The following is a 19,767-nucleotide window of genomic DNA, read 5'->3' as shown; positions in this document are numbered from 1 at the left end:
GGAGCGCGAGCCTTGCGGCAGACACAGCAGCAGTCACAGCGGCGCCAGTCGGAACGGCAGGGCCCGCGGCAGTCACTGGAGGGCGTCACCGTCGTCTCCCTGGAGCAGGCCGTCGCCGCGCCGTTCGCGACCCGTCAGCTCGCGGACCTCGGCGCGCGGGTGATCAAGGTCGAACGGCCCGGCGGCGACTTCGCCCGGGAGTACGACCGGGCGGCCCGGGGAGAGTCGGCGTACTTCGTCTGGTGCAACCGCGGCAAGGAAAGCGTGGTCCTGGACCTCAAGCAGGACACCGACCGGGCGCTGCTCGACCGGATCCTGGCCGAGGCCGACGTCTTTGTGCAGAACCTCGCCCCCGGCGCCGCCGAACGGCTGGGCCTGGGCGCGGAGGCGCTGCGCGCGCGGCACCCGCGGCTGATCTGGTGCGGTGTGTCGGGTTACGGCGACGACGGGCCCTACGCGGCGAAGAAGGCGTTCGACCTGCTGGTGCAGTGCGAGTCCGGGCTGGTGTCGCTCACGGGCACGCCGGAGAGCCCCGCGCGCGCCGGGATCTCCATCGCCGACATCGCGGCCGGGATGTACGCGTACGCCGGCGTCCTGACCGCGCTGTACGAGCGCGAGCGGACCGGCGAGGGCGGCGCCTTCGACGTGGCGATGCTCGACGCGCTCGGCGAGTGGCTGGGGCAGCCGCTCTTCCACGGCCTGTACGGGAGCGCCCCGCTGTCCCGCAGCGGTGCCCGGCACCCGTCGATCTCGCCGTACGGCCACTACCGGGCGGGCGACGGCGGGGAGGTGTTCATCAGCGTGCAGAGCGACCGGGACTGGGTCGCCCTGTGCGAGAAGGTGCTGGAGCGGCCCGAACTGGTCCGCGACCCGCGCTTCGCGGACAATCCGCTGCGCCACGCCCACGACGGCGAGCTCACCGCGCTCCTCGAGGAGCGGTTCGCCGCCCTGGCGGCGGACGAGGTCATGGAGCGTCTGGACGCCGCCGGGATCGCGAACGCCCGGCTGCGGTCGGTCACGGAGTTCGCGGCCCATCCGCAGCTCGAAGTCCGCGACCGCTGGCGGGAGTTCGGCACCCCGTCCGGCTCGCTGCGCGGGCTGCTTCCGCCGGTGACGGTACGCGGACGCGAGGCCCTGATGGGGCCGGTGCCGGCGCTGGGCGAGCACACGGAGGCCGTTCGCGCCGAGTTCTCCGGCGCGCGGTACGGGACGGAGGTCGGCCGGTGAACGACCACGCGGCGAACGTATCGGAGCGACGGCTCGTCACCCAGCCCGAGCACACGCGCCAAGGCACGGCGCACTGCGGGTCAGGGAGCGGGTGACGAAGGACCGCGGATGACCATCGGTTTCGCGGCCACGGCCCGGGCACGGGCCGAGGCGCTCTCGACCTGGTCACGGGTGACTTCCCTGTAAAAGCGTTCCCCATGGGCGTCGGTGATGTCGATGACGATGCCGGTCCACTCCTCGGCGGGTTCCTCGGGCACATGCCCGAGTTGGTATTCGGCGTCCCGAAGCAGTTCCTCCGTCACCCGGACCCCGGTCAGCCGCTCGGCGAGGGCGAAGGCCGCGGCCTTGGTGTCGACGCCCCCGCCTGTCCCGTATTCGTCGTGCGACAGTGCCCAGCCGACCTCGCGGATCGACGAGTTGAGGGCATCGGGGGTGCTGCCTGCCCTGACTGTGGGCCGTTCGAACGTGGTCCGGAGTTCCCCGTCCTCATACCAGTGGAAGAAGTCCATGGGCTTGCCTCCGTTGCTGGAGTGCACCACGGCGCGCCCGCCCGCCGACAGGGCTTCCAGGAAGCGCGGCTGCATCCCCGTGCCCCCCTCTCCGACGTGCAGGACGAGCGTCCAGTCGCCGCCTTCACCCGGGACGGTGAACGCGCCCGCAACGAAGGAGTCGTCCCAGTAGTCCATCGGGTCGCGCAGTTCGTCCTGCCGCTCGATCAGCGCGTCGGCTCCCGTGCATGTGCCCTGGAGCTCCGCCCCCATCACTCGCAGCACCTCCCCCGGGGTGACGCCCCGCGCCAGGGTCAGGGTGTACCCGCACTCCAGCGCGTAGCCGAACAACGGACAGGAACGTATCCATGCGTAGTCATGTGCGGTCGCCAAGTTCATGCATGACAGTCTGCCCGCCGCCACCGACAAGGCCGTAAGACGGACCAGAGGTCGGAGCTGTTCGTCGTAGACAGTGTCTACGGCTACTGGTAGACAATGTCCATGACGGACGGCGGCTCCCTGCGGGAGCGACTTGTCGATGCCGGCGTGGACCTCGTGCTGGCCGGGGGCACCGCGTCGGTGGGGCTGCGCGAGATCGCCCGGCGGGCGGGGGTGTCGCACGGCGCGCCGCGGCGCCACTTCCCCACGCATGATTCCCTGCTGTCGGCGATCGCCCGGCGCGGCTTCGAGGACCTGCACGCGCGGTTCGCGGCCGCCACGGCGGGCGCGGCGGCACCGCGTGCCCAACTGGTGGCCGCCGCCCGGGCGTACGTCGGGTACGCGCTGGACCATCGCGGCATGTTCGAGCTGATGTTCCGTCACGACCTGCTGGACGGCGCGCCGCAGGCGGACGGCGGTCCACGGCTGCGGGAGACGTCACTGCCCCTGTTCGGGGCCCTCGTCGAGCTCGTCACGCGGTGCCGGGCCGAGGAAGGCGCCGCGGTGGCCGCCGCTCCGCCCGCCGCGGTGACGGCCGCGGCCCTCTGGTCGAACCTGCACGGTCTCGTCCAGCTGTGGACGTGGGGCAGTCTCCAGGTCGTCCTGGGCGCCGACGGCCCGGGCGAGGAGTCGCCGCGCTACGAGCAGCTCGTCACGGCGGTCGTCGACGCCCACCTCGGGCCGGTGCCCGCGTGATCTCCCCCGCGCGGCGGCGGCTCGCGCTGGCGGCGAGCGTCGCGGGCGCCGCGATCGTCGCCCTGGACGGGGGCGTCCTGCTGGTGGCGCAGCCCAGTCTGCAGCGGGACCTGGGCGCGAGCGTGGCCGAGATCCAGTGGACCAGCACCGGCTACCTGGTGGCGGTGGCGGCCCTGCTCGTGCTCGCGGGGCGGCTCTGGGACCGCTACGGCCACCGGCGCCTGCTCTGCGCCGGAGTGCTGGGCTTCGGGGCGGCGTCCGCCGGGATCGCCGCCGCGGGGAGCGTCGGGTGGGTGATCGCCCTGCGGGTGGCGCAGGGCGTGTTCGGCGCGCTGCTGCAGCCCGCGACGCTGGCGCTGCTGCGGCTGGCGTACCCCGAGGACCGGCTGGGCCGGCCGATCGCCGTCCGGACGAGCGCGCTCGCGGTGGCCGCGGGGGCGGGTCCCGTCGTCGGCGGACTCGTCGTCGCGCAGCTGGGGTGGCGCGCCGTGTTCTGGGTCAACGTCCCCGTGGCACTGGCGATCGCCGCGCTCACGCTCGCCGTCCGGGTCCCGGCGCCGCGGCGGACGGACGACGGCGGCGGGCGGGTCGGCCTGGTCGGCGCGGCCCTGTTCGCGACGGCGCTCGCGGCCCTCGTCCACGCGCTGGCGGGCATCCCCGGACGCGGGTGGACGGGTGCCGGGACGGTGCTCGAACTCCTCGCCGGGGCCTGCGCCCTCGCGCTGCTCGTCGTGTACGAGCGGCGTGCGGCGCATCCCAACGTGCCCCGCACGGTGGCCCGTTCGGTACCCGTGACGGCGTCCGTCGCCATCCTGCTCGTGACGACCGCCGGGCTGTTCGGCACGCTGTTCCGGGCCACGTTCCACCTGCAGGACGCGCTGGGTCTCGATCCACTGGCCACCGGGCTGAGGGTGCTCCCGCTGACGGCGCTGATGGTGCTCGGCGCGCCCGTCGCCGGTGCCGCCCTGCGCCGGTACGGCCCGCGCCGCACCGCCGTCTGCGGCACCCTCCTGGTCGTCCTGGGCATCGCGCTGCTCTCGCGGTCCGGACCGGGTGGCGCGTGGGCCGGCATGGCAGCCGCGTTCGCCGTCCTCGGCGGGGGCTTCGCGACCGTCATGGTGACGGCGACCGCCTCCGTCGTGGGCGATGCGCCGCCCGGGTACGCCGGGGTCGTCGGGGGGCTCAAACAGACGGCGATGAACGTCGGACCGACCCTCGGCGTCGCGGTCGCGGCCGGGACGGCGGGAACGGCCGGGGTACCGGGCGCCACGATGGGCACCACCTTGGTCCTGCTCGCCGCGGTCGCCGCCCTCGGCCTGCTCCCGGCGTCGCTGCTGCCGCGGCCCGCCCGGGCGTAGGCCGGGCCTGGTGCCCGGGCGGCCGGTCGGCCGGGCGGCCGGGCGACGTGGCACATGCGCGGCGCGGCCCCGGGCCGCCGGCGCTTGGATCGGACGTGAGATCGTCGTGATCGTGCTCGAACCCTGGATGATCGATGACGACGACCCCGTGCGTGTGGAATCCGGGACCGTGGTGGGGATCCTCCGGGCGAGGATGGACAGCGGGCGGCTTGAGACGTGGCTGACCGGTCCGTCCGGGCGATTGCTGGGATTCGTGACGAATACCGGGCGCGCGATGGTGATGCTGCTCCAAGGAGAGGGGGATCCCGGCGAGCACGCCGTCGACCCGGAAGCCCGCGGATCGAGCGAAGGGTTCGTCCTGTCCAACGGGCAGCACGACGCGTACCCGGACGAAGACACCGTCCTCATCGGCGAGGCGTTCAGGCTCGTCGAGCACATCGTCGGCACGGGGTCCTGGCCGGCGGACGCGCCTGTGGCGGTCGATGGCTGAGGTGCCCGCCGGTCCCCGGTCCCTCACCTCGAGCGCCTGGACCGCTGAACGCCGCCGCCCCGGCCGGCCGCGTGGGGAGGAGCGGCCGGCCGGGGCGTGCCCTATCGGCCGGGTCAGGCGCCGGCGCGGTAGGTCGAGGTGAACGTCCAGTCGCCGGAGCCGACTTCGTAGATGCGGTCACCGTCGGCGGAGCGGACGAAGCGGGCGCCCTTGGGCGCGGCCACGTCGCCGGAGGTCACCGGCACGTGCACCTCGGCCGTGGTGCCCGCGGGCACGGTGAGCCGCAGCCGGTACGCGTCCCCGTCCAGGCGCCAGGAGGTGCTGACGGTGCCGTACGGGGTGCGGTACGAGCCGGAGGCGGAGGTGAGGCCGGCGACGAGGGCCGGGTCCACCAGGAGCCGGCGGTAGCCGATGGAGCCGGGCGCCTGCTGGATGCCCGCGAGGCGGGCGGTGAACCAGGCGTCGATGGCGCCGAGCATGAAGTGGTTCTGCGACTGGCCGGGGCCGCCGTCCCAGCTCTCGCCGAGCGTGGTGTTGCCGTGCAGCACCTGGTAGCCGTAGCTGGGGCTGGTGGTCTGGGTGGCGATCCGGCCGACGACGTCGTCGTGGCCGGACTCCGAGAGCACCCGGAAGGCGGCGGGCAGGGAGATCTCCCCCAGGTTCAGGTGGAAGTCCGCCGCCTCCACGCTCGCGACGAAGTGGCCGAGCAGGCGCTCGCGCTGGTCGGCGGGGACGGCACCCATGTCGAGGGCGAGGGCCTCGGCACCGTGCCCGCCGCCGCCGAAGGTACCGGTCGCGGGGTCGTAGTACCTGTCCGCGAGGGCCTTCGCACTGGCGTCGGCCTTGGCCCGGTACCCGGCCGCGGCGTCCTGGTCGCCGAGGAGCGCGGCGATGCGGCTCATGGCGTCGACGACCCGCCAGTAGCCGTAGGTGCCGGCCACCGCGCGCGGGAAGGTGGTGTCCGGGGTGAACCAGTCGCCGAGGCCGTAGTCGAGGATGCCGCCGGAGACCTTCTCCTCCAGGAAGGTCACGTACTTCCGCATCTGCGGGTAGTACGTGGCGAGGGTCTGCTCGTCGCCGTAGGTGGTGTAGAGCTGCCAGGGCACCAGGACGAAGGCGCCGCCCCAGTTGGAGTCGTTGCGGTAGCCGCCGGGCAGGGCCGTGTACTCCGGGGTGGTGGAGGTGATCAGGCCCTCGGGCGTCTGGCCGTCGGACATGTCGCGGACGATCTTGCGGAGCTGGGACTCCATGTCGTAGTTCGCGGCGAGGGTGGGGAAGACCAGCTGGTCCTGCTCCAGCCAGCCCAGCTTCTCGCGGCTCGGGCAGTCCGTGAGCACGCTCATCATGTTGCCCTCGATGGAGCGGCGGATGATGGAGTGGATGCCGTTGATCAGGTCGTCGGAGCTGCTGAACTCACCGGCCGAGGTGTTGTCGGTATGCAGCACCTTGCCCCGGACGGTCACCGTCGCCCCGGCGGGCAGGCCCTTCAGCTCCAGGTAGCGGAAACCGTGGTAGCCGTACTCGGGGTGCCAGGTCTCGGCGCCGGCGCCGCCGGTGGTGTAGCTGTCCCACAGGGGCCCGCCGACGTTGCTGATGGACTGGAAGGCGTGGCCGTCCTTCAGGCTCTCGGCGGGGACGATGCGGACGGTGGTGCCGGCGGGTGCGGTCACCGTGATCTCGGGCCAGCCGGCGATGTTCCTGCCCAGGTCGAAGACGCGGCTGCCCTCGGCGCCGGGCACCTCCTTGCCGGTGAGCGTCTCGACGACCCGGATCGGTTCGGTCTCGCGGGCGCTGAGCGTGGCGGGCGCGTCGGCGGTGCCGGGGCCGGAGACGGTGACCGCCTCGTCCCAGCCGTCGCGGCTGCCGCGGGGCTCGTCCCAGTGCGGGACGGCACGGCGCGCGTCGTAGTCCTCGCCGCCGTACCAGTTGGAGGAGGTGGTGGGCCCGAGCGTGGTCCGCCAGTCGTCGCCGCTGGTGATACGGCGGACGGTGCCGTCGGCGAGGGTGACCTCCAGCTGGGCGATCAGCTTGGGGTCGCTGATGTTGCCGTAGAGCTTGCGGTAGCGGTCCGCGGTGCTGACGACGTTGGAGATGCCGTTGCCGAGGGAGACGCCGAGGGTGTTGCCGCCGGTGCGCAGCAGGTCGGTGACGTCGTAGGTGGCGTACTGGACGCGCTTGGTGAAGGTGGTGTTGGCGGGTTCGAGGACGGCGTCCCCGACCTGCCTGCCGTTGATGGTGGCGTCGTGGATGCCGAGGCCCGACACGTACAGGCGGGCGCTGCGCACGTGCTTCGGCAGGGCGAAGTCCTTGGTGAACAGGGGCAGTCCGGACGGCAGCCAGGGCTTCGGCGGCTGCTGCCCGGTGATTGCGGCGGCCTGGGTGAAGGGCCCGGTGGGGGTGTCGGCGGTGGCGACGGTGTAGTCGGTGGGGAAGCCGGGGACGCGGCCGTCGTCGGTCAGGACGTCGGCGCGCGGATAGAGGGCGACCTCGTCGAAGGTCTTCACGGACTTCAGGTCGAGGGTGAGCGTGACGGGCTGCTGGGAGACGTCCGGTCCGGTGTGCGCGGCACTGGAGTAACCGGCCGCGGTCTGGAGGGCGCTGTTGGGCAGCCCGTCCACGGCGAGGGCCGGCTCCCACGTCTTGCGCAGGGTGTTGGACTCCGAGGCGGTGACGGCGGCGCCCTTGGCGAGGCCGGTCGTGCCGGAGGCCGAGTCGCGGACGTCGATCTCGCCGAGCTGCAGGCGCCAGGTGCGGTCGGGGAAGTTCTCCTGCAGGGGCAGACCGAGGCGGGTGACGTCGAACCGGACGTAACGGGCGGTGGTGCGGGGCAGCTTGACGACCACGGGGGTGATCTGGCGCTTGCCGAGCTGCCAGTCGGCGTTGGTGATCCAGTCGGCCTGCCAGTCGGTGCTCTCGGTGAGGCCGGTCTCGAAGGACGCGGGCGCGCTCCAGCCGGCGGCGTGGCCGGTGCCGTGGGGGCCCGCGGCGGACCAGAGCATGACGCGCCAGTAGACCCGGGTGCGGGAGCCCAGCTCCTTGCCGGCGTAGACGGTCTGCGGGACGGCGGAGCCGACCTTGCCGGAGTCCCACAGGTCGGGGCGGCCCTGGCGGAGCCTGGTGGGCGAGGTCGCCGCCTGGACCCGGTAGGCGGTCTGGACGAGCCCCGGGGAGCTGCCGGTGAGGGCCCAGCTCAGCTCGGGGGTGGTGTCGTCGATGCCGAGTGCCTGGGTGAGTTTCTGGGTCCGCAGGGTGGTGGCGGTCAGTGACGCGGGGGCGCCGGCCTCCGCGGTGACGGCGGTGGGCAGGATCGTGACGAGCGCGGTGAGACCGGTCGCGACGGCGAGGGCCGGGCTGCGCCGGGCTGCTCTGCGCGGGGGTCGGGGCATGCGGGTGCTCCTTGACGGCGGTGCGGTGGGCGGGTGCTGCGGGTCGGGCGCCGCGGGGGACGGCATGTCAGATCCGGCGCAGGGTGGCGGTGACCCGGCGGTACGGACGCAGGGTGACCGGGCCGAGGAGTCCGGACGGCAGGGGCTTGTTGCGCTCGTTCGACAGGGTGTTGGAGACCCGCACCGTGAGGGTGTTGCGGCCCGCGCGCAGCAGGTCCGTCACGTCGGCGGTGTACGGGGTCCACAGCAGCGGGGGCAGCTCGGTGCCGTTGACGGTGACGGAGGCGACCTCCCGGACCTGGCCGAGGTCGAGACGGAAGCCCCGGCCGTCGAGGGTGCCGGCGTCGAGGACGAGTTCGGTGGTGTAGACGCCGGTGCCGGAGAACAGCGGTTCCACGGCCGTCCAGCTGCCGAGCGGGCCCGTGACGGGGGTGGCCCCGGCTCGCTGCAGGGTGAGCGTCCAGTCGCCGGCCACGGGGACCGGCGTGAGCGGGTCGGTGACGCTCACCGTGCCCCGGTAGGTGCGGCCGCCGTCGGTGCCGGTGAGGACGTGGTCGCCGGGGGCGTCGAGGGCGGCGGTGACGTGCAGGGACTGGCCGGTGGCGGTGACGGAGGCGATGGAGGCGGCGGGCAGGGTGCTGTCGGTGAGGTGCGGCCGGGGCTTCGCGTCGGCGCGCACCACGACGGCGAGGGTCTCGTACGGGGCGAGCCGCAGCGGCAGCCGGACGCCGCCGTGCTTCTGCTCCCGGTGGACGGGCGCGGGGCGCACGGTGCCGGTGACGGGGTCCCAGAGCTCGGGGACGCCGGTGGCGGGGAGCACGGCCACGGTGTCGACGGCCGCGGCGCTCTCGTTGTTGAGCAGGAACGCGACGTCCTTGCCGCGGGTGGTGCGCAGCACGCGTACGGCCGGTGCCCGCGGTTCGAGGACGGCCGCGGCGACTCCGGCGTCCCGCGCGGCGTCCCCGAGGGCGGCGGTGCCGGCGACGCGGACGGCGGTTCCGGCGCCGACGCGGCGGCTGCCCGGGACGGTGTCGCCGAAGAGCGCGGTCAATGCCCGCTCCAAGGTGCGGTCGCGCCCGTCGGCGTCCTCCTGGGGCAGGGTGCCGACGGCGACGACGGTGCCGCCCTGCCGGGCGAAGGCGTCGAGGCGGGCGACGGCGGCGGCGTCGAGGGTCGGGGTGACGGGGAGGACGGCGAGGTCGTAGCCGGCCTCGCCGACGACGAGCCGTCCCTGGTGGACGCGGGCGTGGGCGAGCAGTTCCGGGTCCCCGGACAGGGCGCCCTCGTGGACGAGGTCGAAGTCGACCTGGGCGCTCTCCAGCGCGTACGCGGCGTCGGTGAAGGCGCCGTCGACCTCGCCCTGCCGGGTGGTGCCGCGCCACTGCTCGGCGGCGCGCTGCGGCTGGACCAGGGCGGTGCGGGCGCCGGAGGTGCCGCGGGCGACCTCCATGACGCGGCCGATCCAGTCGGCGATCGGCTCCATCGCCCACCACCAGGGCGCGCGCGGGCCGAACGGCGGCGGGAAGAAGACGCGCTGCTCGTCGGTCCACAAGGCGTGCAGCACGGTGAGGTTGACGCCGCGGGCGGCGTTCGCGCCGACCAGCGCGCGCACGAAGTCGGGCGCGACCTGCCACCCCATGTTGCCGAAGCACTCCAGCAGGGCCCGGTCGCGGCCCATCTGGTGGGCGACGCTCACCGGGTTGCGGGGGATCATGGTGGTCTGTCCGGCCACGTACTCGGCGGTGATGATGTCACCGCCGGGCACCTGCGCCCACTGGTGGACCTTGTGCAGGTCGCCGGTGGAGACGATCCGCTTGGACGGCGAGGTCTCGTCGTACAGCGGGTTGGTGATGAGGGCGACGCCGCGCTTCTCGTACCACTCGGACTGCTTGCGGAAGTAGCCGGCGAACCGGTCCGATACCGCCTGCCAGTAGCGGCCCCGGGTGATGCGGCCGGTGCGGCCGAGGTCGTCGAAGGCCGCCGCGTAGGCCGTGCCTGGCTCGGCACCCGTCCTGCGCAGGGCGGCGGCCAGGGCGGGCGACCACGGCAGGCGCTTGAAGTGGGCCTCGGCGGAGGCGAAGAACGGCTCGTCGTCCCAGAAGCCGGGGATGACGTTGCCGAAGTAGCGGGCGAACCTGCGGTGGTACTCGCCGGGCACGATGTCGAGGAACAGCTCCACCGGCTCGTCGTCGAGGAGGTCCACGTAGCTGCGGCTGTAGCCCTGGGAGTCGTCGATCAGCGGGGTGCCGCCGAAGACGTCGATCAGCCAGTCGCCCTCGGGAACGCGCCAGGTGCCGTCGCCGAGTTCCCCCGTGAGCTCGACGAGCTGGTCGCCCGAGACGGCGCCGACCGGGCGGGCGGCGGCCGCGACGGGGGCCGCGGTGCCGGCGGGCGGGATCCGGGCGGGGAAGTCGCCCGCGGCGGCGGGGTCGTCGAAGGCGGTCCTGGTGTGGAGGGCGGTCCCGTCGGCGGCGGTCACGACCAGGCTCGCCCACAGGGCGCGCTGGGTCCCGGTGGCGCGGACGCCGACGCTTCCGGCGGGGTGCGTGGTGTCGGTGACGGTGCCCTTGGCCTTGCCGTCGAGGGTCACGGCAAGGGTGGCTCCGCTGACGGTGACGGCGAGGGTGTGGAACTTGGTCTTGTTGAAGCCGTCGGTGCGGGTGGAGCGGGCGAGCTCGACGGGGTCGCGGTCCTTCCCGAGGAGCGAGACGGTGACGACGCCGGTCTGGTCGAACTCGACGGCGTAACCCGCGCTGCCGTCGGCGGCGGCCCGTACGACGAGTCCGGCGGCCACCTGGTCGGCGCGGGCGCTGCCGGTGACGGTGTAGTCCTGCCACTCCGCTCCCCCGCGCAGCACGGCGGCACCGCCCAGGACCGCGGCATCGGCGACCAGCGAGGTGGTGTCCACGCCGACACCCGTGGTGGTGCGCAGGTCGACGGCGGCGGGACCGGAGACGACGGTGCTGGACCGCCACAGGGCCTTCAGCCGCAGATCGGGGCGGGGGCTGTAGGTGCGCGGGCCGACCTGGCCGCCCTTGACGATGTACTCGCCGGAGCGGCCGCTGGGGAAGTGGTCGTCGTTGAAGATCCACACCCGCATGCCGGTCTTCTCGGCGGTCTCCAGGACGTGGCCGACGATCGCGAACCATTCCTCGGTGAAGAAGACCGGCTGCATCTCGGCGTTGTCGAAGGGGAAGAGGACGACCTCGTACATCCCCTTGTCCCGCAGGTCGGCCATCTGGGCGTCGACGAGTTCCGGGGTGACGGGTCCGTTCCAGTACCAGTAGACCGTCGGGCGGCTGTCCTTGGCGGGGTCGGCGAAGTGTGCGGGCGACCAGGTCGCCTCCGCGCTGCCGTGGTGCTGCTGCGCGGCGTACGCGGGAAGGGGCAGGCCGGATGCCAGCGCGGCTCCGGTCACTCCCGCGGCGGCCACGAAACGGCGTCTGGACAGGGGGAATTCAGGCATGACGGTACTCTCCGTGGGACGAAGGCGGGGGGGAGGCGGGAGGGCGGGCGGTGGCGCTCTCCCCGGGCGTGTCAGACGGCCGCGAGGGCGGCGACGTCGGCGGGCGCGAGGGCGCGGTTGTGCAGCCGGAAACCGGCGACGGCACCGGTGAGGTAGGGGTGCGTGGGGTTCTGCGAGCGGCCGAGGTAGTTGTGCGTGGTCGTGCCGAGCAGCAGGGGGCTCGCGGCCATCGCGGGGTTGCGGCCGGCTTCCGCACCGTCGACGTAGAGGACGCCGGTGCCGTCGCCGAGGGTGAGCGCGACGTGGGTCCAGCGGCCGGCGGGCAGCGGCGCGGCGGCGTCGACGACGTCCTCGGCCTCCATGCCGGCGATCTTCAGGGCCGCGCGGGCACGCCCCGCGCCAGTGCGCGGGGTGAGGAACAGATAGGTGTCCTTGTGGTAGCCGAGGTCGAAGACGCGGGCGGAGTTCACCAGGACGTCCACCCGCACCCACATGCTGACGGTCAGCTCGGCCAGCCCCGCGGGCAGGGCAGGGGCCAGCGCGACGTGGCCCCCGGCGCCGTCGAGGGCGACGGCGGCCCGGCCGCCCGGCCCGTCCGCGGTCCAGGAGGCCCCCGTGGCGAGCGCGGCGGCGGCGAACGTGCCGGTGGTGTCCGCGGCGGCGGTGCCGGTGCCCTCGTCGAGTGGGTAGCGGGCGACGTCGCGTTCGCGGCCGGCGCGGGGCGCGACCGCCCAGTAGACCGTGTAGTTCTCGTGGTGGACCTGGTGGAACGGCTTCAGGGTGACCGCGCCGCCGGCCGCCTCGGCGGTGAAGGCGCCGTCGCCGCCGCGCACCGGCCGCAAGGATTCCGGCACGATCTGCGGGATCGTCGTCAGATCCGTGGAGCCGTACGTGCCGGCCAGCACGAGTGGGCCGTACGACACCGAGCGCACCTGCGGGTTGTCGGGCGCGGGGCGCCACACGGGTTCGCGGGGCAGGGTGAGTTCGACGGTGTCCCCGGCCCGCCAGCGGCGGTCGAGGGTGAGGTAGCTGCCGGGCTCGACGCGGCCCGGGTAGGGGTCCCCGGCCACACGGACCCGGGCCCGGCCCCTGCCGTCCGCCAGCCAGCCCGGTATCCGGACCTTGAGCGCGAAGCGGCCGCCGCCCTCGGCGACGGTGATCCGCACGGTGTCCTCCGAGATCGCGTGCTGACGTACCGTCACCGCGTCCTTCGCCCCGTGGCACCGCCATTCCGCCTCGGAGGGGATGAAGAGGTTGACGTAGAGCGCGTCGCCGGACTGGAAGTAGATGCTGTCGGCGAACTTGGTGTGGGTCTCCAGGCCGGTGCCGTGGTCGCAGGAGAAGTTGTCGTAGTCGCCGCTGTAGCTGCCGGGCGCCGCGCCGAGCCCGCCCTTGGGCTGCCGGTGGGAACCGGCCCACAGGCCGGTGTAGTACGTGACGAAGCCGTGCTCGGAGTCCGGGTCCTGCTCGCCGAGCATCTGGTTGTACAGGGTCCACTCGTAGTGGTCCATGTAGGCGGTGCGGGACGGCTCGTGCAGGAACAACTGCCTGCCGAGCTTGAGCATGTTGTAGCTGTTGCAGTTCTCGCAGGTGTTCTCCGACAGACGGCTGACGATCTCGTCCGGGGGCCCGAAGAACTCCAGGTTGGAGTTGCCGCCGATGGCGTACGTGTGGTGCTCCACGACGGTGCGCCAGAACGTGCGCGCGATGTCGAGGTAGCGGCGGTCCCCGGTGGCCTCGTAGCTGTACGGCGCGCCGACGACCTTGGCGATCTCGGTGTTGGCGTGGCGGCCGGCGAGTTCGTCGCGTCCGCCGGCGAGCGGCGCGTAGAGCTCCTCGTGGTCGAAGCGGCGGGCGGTGCGCAGGTGCGCGGGGTCGCCGCTGACGAGGTGGAGGCGGGTCAGGACGTCGTTCATCCCGCCGAACTCGACCTTGAGCACGGACTGCATGCGCTCGTACGGCAGCGGGGCGGTCCGCGCGTCCGCCCAGGCGGCCATCCCCAGGAGCACGCTCATGGCCTGCTCGTTGCGGCTGAGGGTGTACTGGTCGAGCAGCCCGGCCATGATCTTGTGCAGGGTGTAGTACGGCGCCCAGGGCTTGCCGCCCGCCTCCAGGCCGTCGAAGACCGACTCGGGGAAGGCCGACAGGTATCCCTCGTGGAACCCGGCCGCGGGCGAGGCCGCCTGGCACTCCGCGAGCGCCGCGACGAGGACACGGGCCTTGTCGGCGTAGACGTCGTCGCCGGTGTTGGCGTGGGCCTGCGCGAGCGCGGACAGCAGGTGGCCGGTGGTGTGGCCGCGCAACTGGACGTCGGGGGCCTCCCATCCCCCGCAGGGCTCGGCGGACGAGGGCAGTCCGACGTTGCGGCGGAAGGTGTGCAGGAGCCGGTCGGCGTCGACGAAGCGCAGGTAGGCGCTGGTGCGCCGCATGTTGTCCAGGAACGGGCCGTCCAGCAGGCGCACGGCGGACAGCGGCAGCGGGACGAGCTTCGGGCGCGCGCCGGGGCTCGTCCCGTTCGGGGCGGCGTCCGACGGCCCGGGGGCGGTCGGAGCGGCGGCGGCCGGTGCCGCCTGGACGGTCTGCGCGGCCACCGACAGGCTCGCGGCCGCCGCGGCGCCGGCGGTCAGCACTCTCCTGCGGGACGGCTGGGAGGGGTGTGGTGCGGACATTCTCGGAACTCCTTCCGGGCACGGAGGAGTACCACCGGTCGGCGGTTGTCCGGCGGTATGCGGCCGTGGAACGCGGTTGCCGGGCAGCCCGATGCCCGGCCACTGGCCTGAGAGCGAATGAATCGTTTTTAGAACCAGCGGCAACCTAGGGTGACTTCGCGGAGACCGTCAAGAGCCGCCGGTCAATCCGGAACCCATGGAGCACCACGGCCGACGGACCGTCATAAATAAGTACACAGTGGGTGATAGGGCCTTCGAAACGGCCCCGGCGTGACGGGGAAGCGGCTCCCCATGCCGGGCGTCTTGTCGCGGCAGCCACGGCCGCGTATCTTCCCTCCGTCGCCCGATGAATCGTTCAAGTCCGGAAGGGAGCAGCAAGCGCGGTCCCCGTTGCCGCACCGCGGCTTCACGGGAGGCCGCGGGCACTCCGGGTGTTCGCCCGCGGCGAAGGCCGGCAGGGGATACTCCGGGGCGGCGAAAGGATCGATCACCCATGACCACTGACAGGATCTCCGCGGCCGCCGCCGGCACCTGGCTGCTCGGCGACATGAAAGTGAACCGGATCGGCTTCGGCGCGATGCGACTGACCGGCAGTGCCGCATTCCACCTCGGTACGCCGAGCGACCGCGACCGCGCGATCGGCGTGCTGCGCCGTGCCGTCGAACTCGGCGTCGACCACATCGACACCGCCGCCTTCTACTTCTCACGGCTGCGTTCGGCCAACGAGCTCATCAACTCGGCCCTCGCGCCGTACCCGGAGGGCCTGGTCATCGCCACGAAGGTGGGTCCCGCACGCGACGCCTCCGGGGAGTGGGCCACCGCCGCCCGTCCCGACCAACTGCGCGGCCAGGTCGAGGAGAACCTGCGGCAGCTCGGCCGCGACCACCTCGATCTGGTCAACCTCCGTTTCATGGGCGGGACTTCCGTGGCCGAGCACTTCGGCGCCCTGGCGGAGCTCCGCGACGCCGGGCTCGTCCGCCACCTCGGGCTCTCCAACGTCCGCCCCGAGCACCTGGCCGAGGCACGGGCCATCGCCCCTGTGGTGTGCGTCCAGAACCGTTACGGCGTCGACGCCCGCGACAGCGACGACCTGCTGCGGGAGTGCGGCGCCCAGGGCATCGCCTTCGTGCCCTTCTTCTCCATCGCGGGCGGGGGCCGCGAGCGCGGACCGGACGCCGGCGGTGCCGAGAGCGGCGCGGTGCTCGCCGTCGCGGCCGCCCACGGAGTCTCGCCCGCCAGGGTGCGGCTCGCATGGACGCTCGCGCAGGGCGACCACGTCCTCGCCATCCCGGGGACGGGCGATCCGGAGCACCTGGTCGACAACCTCGCGGCGGGCGCGCTGCGGCTGACGGACGAGGAGAAGGCGTTCATCGACGCGGCCGGCCCGCCCGCCCGCTGACCCCGGGACGGCCCGGGACGGCCCGCTGACCCCGGGGCAGCGCCGGGGTCGGCGGGCGCGGTGGCGGTCAGTCGTGCGGCACGACCGCCACGGGCGCCTTCGCGTGGTGCAGCACCGCGTGCGTCACCGGGCCGATGTGCAGCCCGGCGGCCGCGTTCCGGACGCGGCGGCCGACGACGACCAGCGACGCGTCGCCCGCCGCCTCGACCAAGTGGTGCGCCGCCCCGCCGGCCAGGGACTGCTCCACGACCTGGACGGCGGGGTACTTCGCCCGCCACGGCGCCAGCACCCTGGTCAGCTCCTTCCCCTGGGCGTCGGTCAGCTCGCGCTCCAGGTCGAGGGCGATCGCGGCCGGGTTGTAGCCGTAGGAGGCCGGCAGGTTCCAGCCGTGGACGGCGCGCAGGCCCGTTCCGCGCAGCATGGCGGCCTCGAAGGCGAAGGCCAGCAGGTCGTCGTGGGGGCGGGCCAGGTCGACGCCGAGCACCACGTCACGGAAGGGCGTGTACTCCGAGACCAGCCCGTCGAGGTCAGGCCGGTGCTCGTCCCGGCCCGTCTCGCCGGCCCGTACGAGGACGACGGGCCGCACGGCCTGGGCGACGGTCGCGGAGGCCACGGAGCCGACGAGGAACCCGGCGAGCGCGCCGAGGCCACGCGAACCCAGCACCAGCAGCTCCGACTCCTCGGCGGCCGCCGCGAGGGCCGCCGCGGGCTGCCCGCTCACGAGCCCTGCGGAGATCTCCAGGTCCGGGTGGCGCCCGGCGAGTTCGGCGGCGGCGTCGCGGGGCACGGACTCGGCCCACTGCCGCTGGGCGTCGGGGTCCAGCGCGGCCACCGCCCCGGCCAGCGGGGCGTAGGCGGTGCTGTACGGCTGCCACTCGTGGACGTGCACGAGCCTCAGCGGCAGTCCACGGCGCAGCGCCTCGCGGGCGGCCCAGTCCGCCGCGGCCCGGCTCTCGGGCGATCCGTCGAGACCGGCGGTGACCGTACGGGACATGGCGTGCCTCCAGGCGAACGGGACGAAGGGCATGGGCTGTTCGCCCCCAGCTTCCCGCCCGCGACGCGCCCCGGGCAGGGGCCGCCGGGCCCACCGGGGGGCCGATCGGCCCATGGGCGACGGCACGCGCCGTCCGGGACAGTGGGAGCGGGTCACCGCTGCGACCAAGCCTACGGGGGCGGGTCCGGGCAGGGCGGCGGGGGTGTGGTGACGCATCCGCGACATACGGATGGACACCGCCGGGCCCCCGGACACCGGGCGCCGGTTCTCCGGTCCCCGGCACAGTCGGCGGAACACGGCCCCGGGGAGCGCCGGGCACGGCTGTCCGCCCACCGGGGTCGTCCGCGCCGTCACGCCGAACGCGACCCCCGCGCCGCATCACGGCAGGCCGGGGCTCACCGCGCGGCCGCGGAGCCCCGGACCACGGCGACCGGGCAGTGGGCGTGGTGGAGCAGCGCCTGGCTGACGGAACCGAGCACCAGACCGGCGAAGCCGCCCCGCCCCCGTGCGCCCACGACGAGGAGCTGGGCGGTCCGGCTCTCCTCGATGAGGGTCTCGCGGGTTCGGCCGCGCACTGCCTTCGTCCGGACCGCGAGCCCGGGGTGGCGCTCGCGCCGTCCCGCGATGGCCTCGGCCACCAGGCGTTCCTCGGTGCGGGCGAGTTCGCCCGGCGCGCTCGCGTACGGCATCGCGGGGTCCTGGGGCGGGGGCACCGGCGTGCGCCAGGGGGTCCACGCGTGCAGGGCGAGGAGTTCGGCGCCGCGCAACGCGGCCTCGGCGAAGGCGAAGTCGACCGCGTCCGCGCCGGCCGGGGAGCCGTCGACGCCGAGCAGGACCGGGCCGCCGGCGGCCGGCTGCTCCCGCACGACCATGACGGGGCACTGGCCGTGGGCGGCGAGGTGCACGGCCGTCGAGCCCAGCATCAGGCCGACGAAGCCGCCCATGCCGCGGGATCCCACGACCACGAGTTCCGCGGCGCGCGACTGGGCCTCCAGCACGGTGAGGGGTTCACCGGTCACCACGGCGTGGGTGACGTCGACGTCCGGTGCCGCGCTCCTGGCCCGCTCCACGGCCTCCGCCACCACGCGCTGGGCGGCGTGCCGCAGGCCGCCCTCGGGCGGTCCGAGATTCGAGGGGCCCAGGGGCACGTGCATCGCGGGCCACAGGAAGGCGTGCACCACCCGCAGCCCGGCGCGGCGCCACGCGGCCTCCCGGGCCGCCGTCTCCACCGCCGCAAGGCTCGATGCCGAGCCGTCCGCTCCTACGACCACCAGGCCGCTCACCGCGCCTCCTCACCCGTCCTGCCGCCCTGCCGTTCCTCCGCCTCCGCCCGCCTCCGGCCTCAGGTCCTGCGACGGCCCCAGGAAGGGCCGGTCTCCTCCCACTCGCGGCCCCACGCCGCCGCGCGGTGGCGGTCGATACGCAGGCGGACGACCCAGCGTCCGGCGAGCACGAGCGCGCAGACCCCCGCCGCGGCGACCGTGCCGAAGACCACGCCCTGGGCCTCGGCCTGCGCGGGGGTGAGCCGGTTCTGCTGCAGGCGGCCGTTCACGTCCAGCCAGACGGTCGTGGGCGATCCCGCGGGGCTGCCCGGCTCGACGCGGGCCTCCCCGGTCCTGGTGGAGCCGTCGGGCGCGGTCCACCGGACGGTGGTGAGGACCTTGCCGATGGAGCCGGTGTACGGGTTCTCCACGGCCTTCGCGGCGTCCTCGGTCAGGAAGGCCGTCGCCAGGTGGGTGCCCTGGCTGTGCCGGAGCTCGGAGTCCTCCACCGCGACCGCCGTGGCCGCGCCGGCCGCGGGGGCGCCGGCGGCGATCAGCAGGGCGGCCGCCACGCCGGTCCAGGCCTCCACGACATCGGAACGCCGACGCAGCGAATTGCGGCGCCAGCGCCAGAACACCGCCTTGCCGCCCATGGCCGTGCTCCCTTCCCTGTCCGACGACCGTCGCACGCGCCGGCGCTCCCGCAGCAGGGGCCGCACGGATCATTTCCGCCCCAGGAGGGGGCCGACCGGCCCATCCGCGGGTACGGGACCGGCGCGCCCGGCGCCGCAGCCCCGGATGTGACGACCGTCACCCGCCGGCGATCGAACTTCCCGTGCCGCCCCCCGTCCTGTCGGTGTCCTCGACACCTTCCGGATACGGAGTACCGATGCCCATCCCCCTGACCGACCCCCTCTCCCCCGGCACCCACGCCTTCGAGGTGGACGGGGTGGTCCAGCGCTACCACGTCCACGGCACCGGCCCGGTGTGCATCGCGCACTCGGGCGGGCCGGGCGTGTTCTGGGAGTACCTGCGGATGCCCGAGGTCGAACGGCACCTCACGGTCGTCTACCCGGAGCCGGCCGGCACCGGCGGCTCGGGCCGTCTCCCCTCGCACCCGCACGGGTACACCCGTGAGCTCTACAGCCGCTTCCTGGAGGCGCTCGTCGACCACCTGGGCGTCCCCCGCGCGCACTTCCTGGGGCACTCGCACGGCGGTTTCGTCGTGCAGTACCACGCCCTCCACCGGCCGGAGCGCGTCGCCGGGATCGTCCTCTACGACAGCGCACCGGTCACCGGCCCCGAGCACGGCGCCGAGGCGATGCGCATGGTGGCGGAGTTCGCCGCCCGGCACGCGGGACACCCCGGCCTGCCGGAGGTCCTGGAGGCCCTGCAGGGGGTGTCCGCGATCTCGGACGACGCAGGGATGACGGCGACCCTCAAGGGGCTGCTGCCCGCGTACTTCGCCGACTACTGGGGCCGGGAGGAGGAGTTCGCGCCCCTGCGCGCCGCGGTGGCGGGCACGCACATCTCGGGGCTGGACGCGGTGCTCGTACCCGATGTCATCGACGACCGCGGGCAGTTGGGGGCGCTCACCGTGCCGGCGCTGGTCGTGGCCGGCCGGTACGACGTGGTCTGCGGGCTGCGATGGGCCGGTGAACTGCACGAGCTGATCCCCCAATCGGAGCTGCTGGTCCTGGAGAACAGCGGGCACTTCGGCCATCTCGAGGAGCCCGGGCGCTTCGCGGAGGCCGTGGTGGGCTTCGTGACCGCGCGCGAGCGGGCGGTCCCCGCCTGAGGTTGCGGGGAAAGGGTGCGACGCGGCGGCCGTGCGGCCGCCGCGTCGCAAGGCCGGACCGGCCTCTCCCGGCGGGTGGGTCCGGGCCGTCAGGCG

Annotated in this window: 13 protein-coding genes; 6 read left to right on the top strand and 7 right to left on the bottom strand. The window is 74.1% G+C overall.

The genetic code is table 11. The features are described from left to right. Window positions 1-12: 12 nt before the first annotated feature. A complete protein-coding gene (locus ACFW3D_RS30735; RefSeq protein WP_500509582.1) occupies window positions 13-1,227 on the top strand; it encodes a CaiB/BaiF CoA transferase family protein in 1,215 nt (404 codons plus the stop codon). A gap of 80 nt (window positions 1,228-1,307) precedes the next feature. Here the strand turns inward: ACFW3D_RS30735 and ACFW3D_RS30730 are convergent, their stop codons facing one another. Beyond that, window positions 1,308-2,114, bottom strand: coding sequence for a DUF6461 domain-containing protein (locus tag ACFW3D_RS30730; protein WP_500509580.1), 807 nt, complete (start codon window positions 2,112-2,114; stop codon window positions 1,308-1,310). A gap of 102 nt (window positions 2,115-2,216) precedes the next feature. Here ACFW3D_RS30730 and ACFW3D_RS30725 point away from each other — a divergent pair, with 102 nt between their 5' ends. The 3 genes from ACFW3D_RS30725 (at window position 2,217) to ACFW3D_RS30715 (ending at window position 4,697) form a co-directional block, all read left to right on the top strand. After that, window positions 2,217-2,849 (top strand): TetR/AcrR family transcriptional regulator, encoded by a 633-nt coding sequence (locus ACFW3D_RS30725; protein ID WP_500509679.1) that lies wholly within the window; start codon window positions 2,217-2,219, stop codon window positions 2,847-2,849. Beyond that, a complete protein-coding gene (locus ACFW3D_RS30720) occupies window positions 2,846-4,207 on the top strand; it encodes an MFS transporter (protein WP_500509577.1) in 1,362 nt (453 codons plus the stop codon). The genes ACFW3D_RS30725 and ACFW3D_RS30720 overlap by 4 nt, the downstream gene beginning before the upstream one ends. 106 nt (window positions 4,208-4,313) lie before the next feature. Next, window positions 4,314-4,697 (top strand): hypothetical protein, encoded by a 384-nt coding sequence (locus ACFW3D_RS30715; RefSeq protein ID WP_500509574.1) that lies wholly within the window; start codon window positions 4,314-4,316, stop codon window positions 4,695-4,697. Between the two features lie 113 nt (window positions 4,698-4,810). Here the strand turns inward: ACFW3D_RS30715 and ACFW3D_RS30710 are convergent, their stop codons facing one another. From ACFW3D_RS30710 to ACFW3D_RS30700, 3 genes are all read right to left on the bottom strand, one after another. Continuing rightward, complete coding sequence (locus ACFW3D_RS30710) at window positions 4,811-8,083, bottom strand: family 78 glycoside hydrolase catalytic domain (protein ID WP_500509572.1); 3,273 nt, start codon at window positions 8,081-8,083, stop codon at window positions 4,811-4,813. A 67-nt stretch (window positions 8,084-8,150) separates the two neighbouring features. Continuing rightward, a complete protein-coding gene (locus ACFW3D_RS30705; RefSeq protein ID WP_500509570.1) occupies window positions 8,151-11,549 on the bottom strand; it encodes a glycosylhydrolase-like jelly roll fold domain-containing protein in 3,399 nt (1,132 codons plus the stop codon). 71 nt (window positions 11,550-11,620) lie between these two features. Further along, a complete protein-coding gene (locus ACFW3D_RS30700) occupies window positions 11,621-14,218 on the bottom strand; it encodes a glycoside hydrolase family 127 protein (RefSeq protein WP_500509567.1) in 2,598 nt (865 codons plus the stop codon). Between the two features lie 493 nt (window positions 14,219-14,711). Between ACFW3D_RS30700 and ACFW3D_RS30695 the strand changes: the two genes are divergently transcribed. Next, on the top strand, window positions 14,712-15,617 hold the full coding sequence (locus ACFW3D_RS30695) for an aldo/keto reductase (RefSeq protein ID WP_500509564.1): 906 nt from the start codon (window positions 14,712-14,714) through the stop codon (window positions 15,615-15,617). Between the two features lie 67 nt (window positions 15,618-15,684). On the opposite strand, the gene ACFW3D_RS30690 is transcribed toward ACFW3D_RS30695, so the two are convergent. The 3 genes from ACFW3D_RS30690 to ACFW3D_RS30680 all read right to left on the bottom strand — a co-directional run bounded on the left by ACFW3D_RS30690 (window position 15,685) and on the right by ACFW3D_RS30680 (window position 18,526). After that, window positions 15,685-16,611: a universal stress protein gene (locus tag ACFW3D_RS30690; RefSeq protein WP_500509562.1), complete on the bottom strand. Its 927-nt coding sequence runs from the start codon at window positions 16,609-16,611 to the stop codon at window positions 15,685-15,687. Window positions 16,612-17,006: 395 nt separating this feature from the next. Continuing rightward, complete coding sequence (locus tag ACFW3D_RS30685) at window positions 17,007-17,894, bottom strand: universal stress protein (RefSeq protein WP_500509559.1); 888 nt, start codon at window positions 17,892-17,894, stop codon at window positions 17,007-17,009. Between the two features lie 59 nt (window positions 17,895-17,953). Further along, window positions 17,954-18,526, bottom strand: a complete 573-nt coding sequence (locus tag ACFW3D_RS30680) for an Rv1733c family protein (RefSeq protein WP_500509557.1) — start codon at window positions 18,524-18,526, stop codon at window positions 17,954-17,956. A 236-nt stretch (window positions 18,527-18,762) separates the two neighbouring features. Here ACFW3D_RS30680 and ACFW3D_RS30675 point away from each other — a divergent pair, with 236 nt between their 5' ends. Next, a complete protein-coding gene (locus ACFW3D_RS30675) occupies window positions 18,763-19,671 on the top strand; it encodes an alpha/beta fold hydrolase (protein ID WP_500509555.1) in 909 nt (302 codons plus the stop codon). The last annotated feature ends 96 nt before the right edge of the window (window positions 19,672-19,767 follow it).

This window comes from Streptomyces sp. NPDC058864, from assembly GCF_042742985.1.
Lineage (GTDB): Bacteria > Actinomycetota > Actinomycetes > Streptomycetales > Streptomycetaceae > Actinacidiphila.
Note: the sequence above shows the minus strand (reverse complement) of the source record. Positions and strands in the feature narration are given on the sequence as shown.

Bases quoted from the DNA above. Each gene is read 5' to 3' on its own strand.
- ACFW3D_RS30725 (WP_500509679.1), top strand. From the start codon at position 2,217: ATGACGGACGGCGGCTCCCTGCGGGAGCGACTTGTCGATGCCGGCGTG.
- ACFW3D_RS30705 (WP_500509570.1), bottom strand. From the start codon at position 11,549: ATGCCTGAATTCCCCCTGTCCAGACGCCGTTTCGTGGCCGCCGCGGGA.
- ACFW3D_RS30695 (WP_500509564.1), top strand. From the start codon at position 14,712: ATGACCACTGACAGGATCTCCGCGGCCGCCGCCGGCACCTGGCTGCTC.
- ACFW3D_RS30710 (WP_500509572.1), bottom strand. From the start codon at position 8,083: ATGCCCCGACCCCCGCGCAGAGCAGCCCGGCGCAGCCCGGCCCTCGCC.
- ACFW3D_RS30680 (WP_500509557.1), bottom strand. From the start codon at position 18,526: ATGGGCGGCAAGGCGGTGTTCTGGCGCTGGCGCCGCAATTCGCTGCGT.
- ACFW3D_RS30700 (WP_500509567.1), bottom strand. From the start codon at position 14,218: ATGTCCGCACCACACCCCTCCCAGCCGTCCCGCAGGAGAGTGCTGACC.
- ACFW3D_RS30690 (WP_500509562.1), bottom strand. From the start codon at position 16,611: ATGTCCCGTACGGTCACCGCCGGTCTCGACGGATCGCCCGAGAGCCGG.
- ACFW3D_RS30730 (WP_500509580.1), bottom strand. From the start codon at position 2,114: ATGAACTTGGCGACCGCACATGACTACGCATGGATACGTTCCTGTCCG.
- ACFW3D_RS30675 (WP_500509555.1), top strand. From the start codon at position 18,763: ATGCCCATCCCCCTGACCGACCCCCTCTCCCCCGGCACCCACGCCTTC.